Source organism: Brachybacterium sp. p3-SID957 (genome assembly GCF_025144775.1).
Lineage (GTDB): Bacteria > Actinomycetota > Actinomycetes > Actinomycetales > Dermabacteraceae > Brachybacterium > Brachybacterium epidermidis.
In genome coordinates this window covers 24,650-32,544 of record NZ_JALXKT010000037.1, presented here as the reverse complement: position 1 = coordinate 32,544, position 7,895 = coordinate 24,650, and the positions used below count along the sequence as shown (strand labels likewise).

Below are 7,895 nucleotides of genomic sequence, written 5' to 3'. Positions count from 1 at the left end.
ATGATTTCCGAGGAAGGTCACTGTGAGCACCACTGACGTCACGCCCGAAGCTGCGGAAGCGCCCACCGGCTCCATGAAGCGCAGCGGTCGTCGGTTCGGCGACAGCGTGTTCTCCAATCTCTCCATCGGCTCCGGCCTGCTGATCTTCCTCACCCTGGCCGCCGTGGCGATCTTCCTGACCCTCGAGGCGTGGCCCGCCATCCGGGCCAGCCAGGAGTTCGAGGGGACCGCCGAGTTCTCCCTGATCGAGTACACGGCGCCCTACGTGTTCGGCACCGTGCTGGCCGCTGTGATCGCGCTGATCATGGCGATCCCGATCTCGATGCTGATCGCGCTGTTCATCTCCCACTACGCGCCGCGCAAGATGGCCCAGGGCCTGGGCTACATGATCGACCTGCTGGCGGCCGTGCCCTCGGTGGTCTACGGCCTGTGGGGCGGCATCTGGCTGGTGCCCAGGCTCGAGCCGCTGTACATGTTCCTCAACAGCACCTTCGGCACCTGGCCGCGCTGGCCGGGTTTCCTGCCGTGGGTGGGCGGGGAACCGATCGTCGCCCTGTTCGCTGGCGATCCCACTGCCCCCATGCGCAACCTGGCCTCGGCATCCGTGGTGCTCGCCGTCATGGTGCTGCCGATCATCACCGCGATTGCCCGCGAGGTGTTCCTGCAGACCCCCCGCCTGACCGAGGAGGCCGCCCTGGCCCTCGGCGCCACCAAATGGGAGGTCATCAAGACGGTCGTGCTGCCCTTCGGGCGCAGCGGCGTGGTCGCCGCCTCCATGCTGGGCCTGGGCCGCGCGCTCGGCGAGACCATGGCGGTGCTGATGATCCTGGCCCCCGGCGCCACGTTCTCCTGGCACATCCTCGAGGTGGGACGGCACCAGTCGATCGCCGCCAACATCGCCTCGCGCCAGGCCGAGGCCTCCGGGGTCGACATGTCCCTGCTGATCTTCACGGGCCTGGTGCTGTTCGTCCTGACGTTCATCATCAACGCCATCGCCCGTGCCATCGTCGCCCGCAGCGGCCCGAAGAGCTGAGGTCACCATGAGCACCGCCATCGACAACGAGACCCCGACGATGATGCGCTCCAGCGGGGAGCGCCGCCTGCCGTGGTACCACCTGGTCTTCACCGGTCTGATCGGCGCGGCCATCGCAGCCGTGCTCCTGCTGGCGCTGGACGCCTTCTCGATCGCCTCGATGCTGATCCTGGGGTTCATCCTGCACCTCGTGATGGGCTACCTGTACTCGCTGGTGCGCGAGGGCCGCCGCTGGGCGATGGACCGCCTGATGATGCTGATCGTCATCGGCGCGTTCGCGCTGGCGATGTTCCCCCTGGTCTCGCTGCTGTGGGAGGTGATCTCCCGCGGTGGTGCCCGCGTCATCGCAGCCTCTCCCACGCCCTTCGCCTTCTGGACCACTGACATGTCCGGCATCATCGGCGGAGCGGACGCGGGTGGCGTGCTGCACGCGACCATCGGCACCCTGCTGATCACGCTGTGGGCCTCGGTCATCTCCATCCCGATCGGCCTGTTCACCGCGATCTTCCTGGTGGAGTACGCCGATCAGGGCTGGCGCCGGGTGCTGGGCAAGGGCGTCACCTTCCTGGTGGACGTGATGACCGGCATCCCCTCGATCGTGGCCGGCCTGTTCGGCCTGTCGCTGTTCTTGGCGTTCCTCCCGGACGGCCAGCAGGGCGTGCGCATGGGCATCATGGGTTCGGTGGCCCTGTCGCTGCTGATGATCCCCACCGTGGTGCGCTCCAGCGAGGAGATGCTGCGCCTGGTGCCGATGGACCTGCGCGAGGCCGCGTATGCCCTGGGCGTGCCGAAGTGGCTGACCATCGTGCGCGTGGTGCTGCGCACCGCGGTGGCCGGCCTGACCACCGGCATCACCCTGGCGATCGCCCGGGTGATCGGCGAGACCGCGCCCCTGCTACTCACGGTGGGCATGGTGACCTCCATCAACTGGAGCATGTTCGACGGTCGCATGGCCACGCTGCCCACGTACATCAACCAGCAGTACCGCAACGGCAGCGCCAATTGCATGAATGACACCGTCACCAACCCGGTCAATCAGGAGGTGTACGCATGCTCGGTCACCACGAACATCGACCGTGCCTGGGCGGCGGCCCTCACCCTGATCATCATCGTGATGGTGCTGAACATCATCGCGCGTCTGGTCAGCCACTACTTCTCTCCGAAGATCAGCCGCTGAGCTGACGCCCTCCAGCGAAAGGAACTGCGATGGCCGCACCTCTGCCCATCACCGTCGAGGACCTCAACATCTACTACGGCGACTTCCTGGCCGTGGAGGACGTCAACGTCCAGATCATGCCGCGTTCGGTGACTGCCCTGATCGGCCCCTCGGGCTGCGGCAAGTCCACCTTCCTGCGCACCCTGAACCGCATGCACGAGGTGATCCCCGGTGCATACGCGAAGGGCCGGGTGCAGATCGACGGTGAGAACATCTACGACCCCCGCGTAGACCCGGTGAACGTGCGCCGGCGCGTGGGCATGGTGTTCCAGAAGCCCAACCCGTTCCCCACCATGTCGATCCGGGACAACGTGCTGGCCGGAGTGAAGCTCAACAGCCGCCGCCTCCCGAAGAAGGACGCCGACGAACTGCTGGAGAGCTCACTGCGCGGCGCGAACCTGTGGGAGGAGGTCAAGGACCGTCTGGACAAGCCGGGCCTGGGCCTGTCCGGCGGTCAGCAGCAGCGTCTGTGCATCGCCCGCACCATCGCGGTCAAGCCCGAGGTGGTGCTGATGGACGAGCCGTGCTCGGCCCTCGATCCGATCTCCACCCTCGCTATCGAGGATCTCATCCACGAGATGAAGCAGGACTACACGATCGTGATCGTCACCCACAACATGCAGCAGGCCTCCCGCGTCTCGGACCGCACCGGCTTCTTCAACATCGCCGGCACCGGCAAGCCGGGCCACCTGATCGAGATCGATGACACCGAGAAGATGTTCACCAACCCGGCGCACAAGCAGACTGAGGACTACATCTCCGGTCGCTTCGGCTGATCGACGTACTGCGAGGGACGAGCGGTAGGAGATCAGCCAGACGAACAGGGCCTGACACCCGGATGGTTCGTTCAGCGGTCCGACGACGGCCTGCGACCACGGTCTGACATCGGCCCCGGGAAATGGCCCCCGGGGCCGACGCGTGCCTGGGGGGAGCCCAGCCAGGCTGGGTTCCATGAACACAGCATCACTGACCGCCTTTCCTTCTGGGTCCACCGGTCCCACGCCCGCAGCCACCTCCGCAGCCGTGCACCACGGCGCCCCCGCTCCGCTCGCCGATCCGCGCCCGGTTCCCGTGCTCAGTGCTCGTGGCCTGGTCAAGAGCTACGGCGAGGGCGGCGCCGGCACCGTCGCCCTGGACGGCGTGGACCTCGACATCGCCCGTGCCGACTCGATCGCGGTGATGGGACCCTCCGGCTGCGGCAAGACCACGCTGCTGCACACCCTCGCCGGGATCCTCCGCCCCACCTCCGGCACCGTCCTGCACGACGGCACCGACCTGGCCTCCCTGAGCGATCGCCGCCGTACGCGCCTGCGCCGCAGCGCCTTCGGCTTCGTGTTCCAGGACGGGCAGCTGCTGCCCGAGCTCACCGCCGCCGAGAACGTGATGCTCCCGCGCATGCTGGGCGGCATCCACCGCGGTGCCGCTGCCACCGAGGCCCGCAGCTGGCTGGACCGCCTGGGCCTGCAGGGCATGCACGACCGCAGGCCGGGCCAGCTCTCCGGCGGTCAGGCCCAGCGCGTGGCGATCGCCCGGGCACTGGCCGGCCGCCCCTCGGTGGTGTTCGCCGACGAGCCCACCGGCGCCCTGGACCAGACCACCGGAAAGGCCGTGCTGCAGGTGCTGGTGCAGGCCTGCCACGACACCGGGGCGAGCCTGGTGATGGTCACCCACGACGCCTCGGTGGCCACGGCCTGCCTCCGCACCGTCGCCATGCGCGACGGCCGCATCGAGCGCGAGTTCCACCGCCCGGCCGACGGGGTCGGAGGTGTGCGATGACCGCCCTGGTCTTCGCAGCGCCCTTGCTGCTGCGCCGTCGCGGCGCCCTTGCCGACGCCCTGCCGGTGATCGCCTTCACCGCGGCCACCGCCATCATCGCCACCGTGATCGGGGGCGCCGCGGCCTTCGCCCGCCGCATCCCCGCCGACACCAGCGGCCCTCTGACCGGTGAAGCCGAACTGATGCCGCTGCTGATGCTGTGCGCCGTGTTCGCCTCCGTGCTGCTGGTGCCCAGCGCCATCGCTCTGGGCGGATCCGCCGCCCGGCTCTCCCTGGCCCGGCGCGAGCGCGACCTCGCCGCCATGCGCCTGGTCGGAGGCACCACCGCCCAGGTAGGGGGCATCGCCGTCCTCGACGTGGCCGCCCAGGCCCTGCTGGGTGCTGCGGCCGGTGTGGTGCTGCACATGCTGGTGGCACCCCCGCTGACCGCGCTGGACTTCGGGATCACCCCCTTCACCGTGGGGGAGCTGCTGTTGCCCTGGTGGGCCTATCCGCTGCTGATCACCGGTGTGGTGCTGCTGGCGGCGGCCTCGGCCGCGGTGTCCCTGGCCGGGGTGGTGCTGAGCCCCCTGGGGGTGGCTCGTGAGACCCGCACGGTGCGGATGTCCGTGCTGCGCCTGCTGATCTGGGCGGTGGTGATCGTCGGCTTCGTGGCCTTCATGCAGATCATGCCGATGATGGACGCCGACGGCTCGGTGCTCGGCATGCTGATCGCCATCGGCTTCGTGGCCCTCATCGTGGCCGGCATGAACGTCGTCGGCCCGTTCCTGGTGTGGATCACCGCCCGGATCACGGCGGCCCTCGCCCCCACCCCGGCCCTGCTGGTGGGCGCGCGCCGTCTGGCCGCAGACCCCCGCGCCGGGTGGAGGGCAGTCTCCGGGATCACCTTCGCGATGGTCATCGCCGGGTTCCTCACCATCATCGCCACCATCGAGCCCTCCACGCCCGAGGACCAGATGCTGGCCACCGCCCTGCACACCGGCGGTCTGCTGACCCTCGGGATCGCTGCCGTGCTCGCTGCGGTCACCACGGGCGTGGCGCACACCGCCCGGGTGATCGACCACGCCCCGCGGATCCGGGCCCAGCACATCGCCGGTGCCGAGGTGTCCCAGCTGCACCGCGCCCGCCTCGCGGAGATCACACTGCCGGTGCTGCTGAGCTCCGTGGTGGCCACCTTCACCGCCGGCCTGGTGCTGCTGACCGTGTTCGGCGGGGGAGCGGCCGATGTGCGCACCGCAGGGCTGTACTTCCTCGGGGTGATCGGGGCCTACGCCATGGTGATCGCCGCCGTGGTGGTCTCGGCGCCCCTGGTGCGGCGAGCGGCACTGCGCGCCGCCTGACACCGGGGCCCATGCCATGACCGCGTCGATGCGGGACCCGGGGCCACGACCGCGGCATCCTGCACCGTGCCAGGAGGGTCTCATGGCTGGTGGGTGCGGCGCGTAGGGTGGACGTCATGGAATTCGAGACCGTCGCCCCGACCGAGGTGCCGGAGGGCGCCCAGCTGATCGACGTGCGCGAGCAGGCCGAATGGGATGCCGGGCATGCACCCGGTGCCCAGCACCTGCCGGCGAGCTCCCTGCTGGAGAAGCTCGGGGAGCTGCCCGAGGACGGCGACCTGTACATCGTGTGCCGCTCCGGCGGTCGCAGTGTCCAGGTCACCCAGTGGCTCAACGGCAACGGCTACGACGCCATCAACGTGCGCGGCGGCATGGACCAGTGGTTCGAGTCCGGCCTGCCCATGGAGTCCGATGGGGATGCAGAGCCGTACGTGCTCTGAACCTCGCGGCTCGATGCACGGCCGCGGGCCACGTGTGCTGACAGCCGAGGCTCGCTCCGGGTTCGGCCCTCAGGTGCTGATCACGTCGCGCAGCATCGCGTAGCCGACGAACGCCACCACGTCCAGCAGGGTGTGGGCGATGATCAGCGGCGTGGTGCGGCGCGTGCGCCGGAACCACTCGGCGAACACCACCCCCATCAGCATGTTGGCCAGTCCCGGCCCGATCCCCTGATACAGGTGGTATGCGCCGCGCAGCAGCGCCGAGGTGGCGGTGATCGCCACCGGGTGCCAGCCCATCTGCTCCAGCCGCAGCACCAGGTACCCGGCCACGATCACCTCCTCCACCAGCGCGTTCTTCAGCGCGTGGAGGATCAGCACCGGCACCGTCCACCAGTGCTGGTCCAGGGCGGCGGGGATCACCTCGAGGGTGGCCCCCAGGGCCCGGCCCAGGTAGTAGATCGCCAGGCCCGGAAGCCCGATGCAGGCCATCAGTGCGACGCCCCACAGCGCGTCCCGCACAGGGCGCCGCGCATCCATGCCGAGCGCCTGGACGGCCCGGGTGCCGGTCACCGTCAGCAGCAGCAGGACCAGGGCCACGGGGGCAAGGGTGAAGGCCACGCCGGCCAGCTGGTACACCAGATCGAACCAGGGCCGCTCGGAGGCGGACCGGTTCAGCGCAGTGCTCTGCTCACTGAGCGGCCCCCGCGTGAACGCGTCGATCAGCGCCATGATCGAGTAGAACGCCGAGCGCCCCAGGGACAGCGCCAGCACCACCAGGATCTCCAGGCCCAGCAGCAGCTGGATCCGGGACGGGGCAGAAGAGGAGGTGGCGGGCTGCACGGCCCCATCCTCCCACCGGCCGGCAGGAGTGACCGTGCCGCACCCACCCGTGACCGCGCCGCACCCACCCGTGACCGTGCCGCACCCACCCGTGACCGCGCCGCACCCACCCGTGACCGTGCCACACTCGAGGGATGACCACCGATGCTCCCTCCGAGAACCGTCCCGTCGTCCTGATCACCGGTGCTTCCCGCGGCATCGGCCGCGCCATCGCCCACGAGCTCGCCGTAGATCATCACCTGATCCTCGGCGGCCGCGACCGGGACGCGCTCGAGAGCCTGGTCTCCGAGCTCCCCTCGGCCGAGCCCTTCGTCGCGGACCTCTCCGACCCGGCCTCCCTGGCCGATGCGGTGGGCGCACTGGAGCTGCCCCATGGCCTGGACGGCGTGGTCCACTCCGCCGGGATCCTGGTCAGTGGCACCGTCGAGGAGCTCACCGCCGAGGACTGGACCCGCTCCTTCGCCCTGAACGTCACCGCGGTCGCCGAGCTCACCCGAGGGCTGCTGCCCGCCCTGCGCACCGCCCGCGGCACCGTCGTCACCATCAACTCCGGCTCCGGGTACACCTCGGGCGCGGCCGGCGGGGCCTACAGCGCCTCCAAGTTCGCGCTGCGGGCCCTCACGGACGCCCTGCGCGCCGAGGAGAAGGAGCACGGGGTGCGGGTCTCCTCCGTGCACCCCGGGCGCACCGCCACCGACATGCAGCGAGAGCTGCGCAGCTTCGAGGGCGGCGAGTACCAGGAGGAGGACTACATGCGGCCCCAGACGGTCGCCGCGACCGTGGGACTGGCCCTGCGCCTGCCGGCCGACGCCGCGATCGACTCCCTGTCCGTGCGGCCCCGCTGAGCATGCCCTCCGATTCGGACGTCGTGAACGAAGGAGCGACCATGTCAGCAATCCGTGTCGTGACCGTGATCCTCGAGGACCCCTCCGCAGCGGCGCAGGCCCTGCACCGCACCTTCGGATGGACGGTCGACAGCGACTTCGGCACCTTCGCCTCGCTCGCCCTCCCCACGGGCATCCCCCTGTGGATCAACGCCCCGGCACCAGGGGAGAGCGTCACCGGCCACCTGGTGCTGCACCTGTCGGCCGACGATGTCGATGCCGCCTTCGACCAGGCCGTGGAGCGCGGCGCGGTGGCCGTGCGCGAACCGCAGGACATGGACTTCGGGGAGCGGTCCGCCTGCGTCGCCGTCGATGCCGCCCCCGGCCTGGTGTTCGACTTCTCCCGGCCGATCGGCTGAGCGCACC

The 7,895-nt window shown here is 70.0% G+C and carries 9 protein-coding genes; 8 read left to right on the top strand and 1 reads right to left on the bottom strand.

From position 1 onward, the window contains the following. The first annotated feature begins 22 nt into the window (after positions 1-22). The 6 genes from pstC (at position 23) to M3B01_RS09330 (ending at position 5,805) form a co-directional block, all read left to right on the top strand. A complete protein-coding gene (gene pstC / locus M3B01_RS09355) occupies positions 23-1,033 on the top strand; it encodes a phosphate ABC transporter permease subunit PstC (protein ID WP_259791530.1) in 1,011 nt (336 codons plus the stop codon). 7 nt (positions 1,034-1,040) lie between these two features. After that, positions 1,041-2,210, top strand: a complete 1,170-nt coding sequence (gene pstA / locus M3B01_RS09350; protein ID WP_259791528.1) for a phosphate ABC transporter permease PstA — start codon at positions 1,041-1,043, stop codon at positions 2,208-2,210. Positions 2,211-2,239: 29 nt separating this feature from the next. Next, positions 2,240-3,025: a phosphate ABC transporter ATP-binding protein PstB gene (gene pstB / locus M3B01_RS09345; RefSeq protein ID WP_259791525.1), complete on the top strand. Its 786-nt coding sequence runs from the start codon at positions 2,240-2,242 to the stop codon at positions 3,023-3,025. Positions 3,026-3,200: 175 nt separating this feature from the next. Further along, positions 3,201-4,025, top strand: a complete 825-nt coding sequence (locus tag M3B01_RS09340; RefSeq protein WP_259791523.1) for an ABC transporter ATP-binding protein — start codon at positions 3,201-3,203, stop codon at positions 4,023-4,025. Next, positions 4,022-5,365 (top strand): FtsX-like permease family protein, encoded by a 1,344-nt coding sequence (locus M3B01_RS09335; RefSeq protein WP_259791521.1) that lies wholly within the window; start codon positions 4,022-4,024, stop codon positions 5,363-5,365. Before M3B01_RS09340 ends, M3B01_RS09335 begins: the two co-directional genes overlap by 4 nt. Before the next feature lie 116 nt (positions 5,366-5,481). Beyond that, on the top strand, positions 5,482-5,805 hold the full coding sequence (locus tag M3B01_RS09330; RefSeq protein WP_259791519.1) for a rhodanese-like domain-containing protein: 324 nt from the start codon (positions 5,482-5,484) through the stop codon (positions 5,803-5,805). 69 nt (positions 5,806-5,874) lie between these two features. Here the strand turns inward: M3B01_RS09330 and M3B01_RS09325 are convergent, their stop codons facing one another. Further along, complete coding sequence (locus M3B01_RS09325) at positions 5,875-6,645, bottom strand: CPBP family intramembrane glutamic endopeptidase (RefSeq protein WP_259791517.1); 771 nt, start codon at positions 6,643-6,645, stop codon at positions 5,875-5,877. Positions 6,646-6,779: 134 nt separating this feature from the next. Between M3B01_RS09325 and M3B01_RS09320 the strand changes: the two genes are divergently transcribed. Together M3B01_RS09320 and M3B01_RS09315 are read left to right on the top strand one after the other, a co-directional pair. Further along, complete coding sequence (locus tag M3B01_RS09320; RefSeq protein WP_259791516.1) at positions 6,780-7,490, top strand: SDR family oxidoreductase; 711 nt, start codon at positions 6,780-6,782, stop codon at positions 7,488-7,490. A 41-nt stretch (positions 7,491-7,531) separates the two neighbouring features. After that, positions 7,532-7,888, top strand: a complete 357-nt coding sequence (locus M3B01_RS09315) for a VOC family protein (RefSeq protein WP_259791514.1) — start codon at positions 7,532-7,534, stop codon at positions 7,886-7,888. Positions 7,889-7,895 lie beyond the last annotated feature (7 nt).

Bases quoted from the DNA above. Each gene is read 5' to 3' on its own strand.
- pstB (WP_259791525.1), top strand. From the start codon at position 2,240: ATGGCCGCACCTCTGCCCATCACCGTCGAGGACCTCAACATCTACTAC.
- M3B01_RS09340 (WP_259791523.1), top strand. From the start codon at position 3,201: ATGAACACAGCATCACTGACCGCCTTTCCTTCTGGGTCCACCGGTCCC.
- M3B01_RS09330 (WP_259791519.1), top strand. From the start codon at position 5,482: ATGGAATTCGAGACCGTCGCCCCGACCGAGGTGCCGGAGGGCGCCCAG.
- M3B01_RS09335 (WP_259791521.1), top strand. From the start codon at position 4,022: ATGACCGCCCTGGTCTTCGCAGCGCCCTTGCTGCTGCGCCGTCGCGGC.
- M3B01_RS09320 (WP_259791516.1), top strand. From the start codon at position 6,780: ATGACCACCGATGCTCCCTCCGAGAACCGTCCCGTCGTCCTGATCACC.
- M3B01_RS09315 (WP_259791514.1), top strand. From the start codon at position 7,532: ATGTCAGCAATCCGTGTCGTGACCGTGATCCTCGAGGACCCCTCCGCA.
- pstA (WP_259791528.1), top strand. From the start codon at position 1,041: ATGAGCACCGCCATCGACAACGAGACCCCGACGATGATGCGCTCCAGC.